General features: G+C 44.2%; 1 pseudogene. It reads left to right on the forward strand.

Annotated elements, in window-relative coordinates:
* Nucleotides 1-98 precede the first annotated feature (98 nt).
* A pseudogene (gene hisG, locus A3751_RS16110) lies at nt 99-312 on the forward strand (ATP phosphoribosyltransferase); the annotation flags it as partial.

The following is a 312-nucleotide window of genomic DNA, read 5'->3' on the forward strand; positions in this document are numbered from 1 at the left end:
TTGATCGCGGTTACGAATGTATTGAAGAAAAGTTACAGTTATTGGGAGCAAAAATTCAGCGCTTGCCGGGCTAGGTTCGCTACTGATTTAAATACGATATGTCTGACTCTCTGGTTATCGCCTTATCAAAAGGCCGTATTTTGAAAGAAACGTTGCCGCTGTTGGCGGAAGCCGGTATTGAGCCTGTTGAAGACCTCAGCTCAAGCCGTAAATTGATATTTGATACAACTATTGAAACGATTAAGTTGATCATTATTCGCGCTACCGACGTGCCCGCGTATGTTCAGTATGGCGGTGCGGATATCGGTGTTA

The organism is Oleiphilus sp. HI0080, from assembly GCF_001635135.1.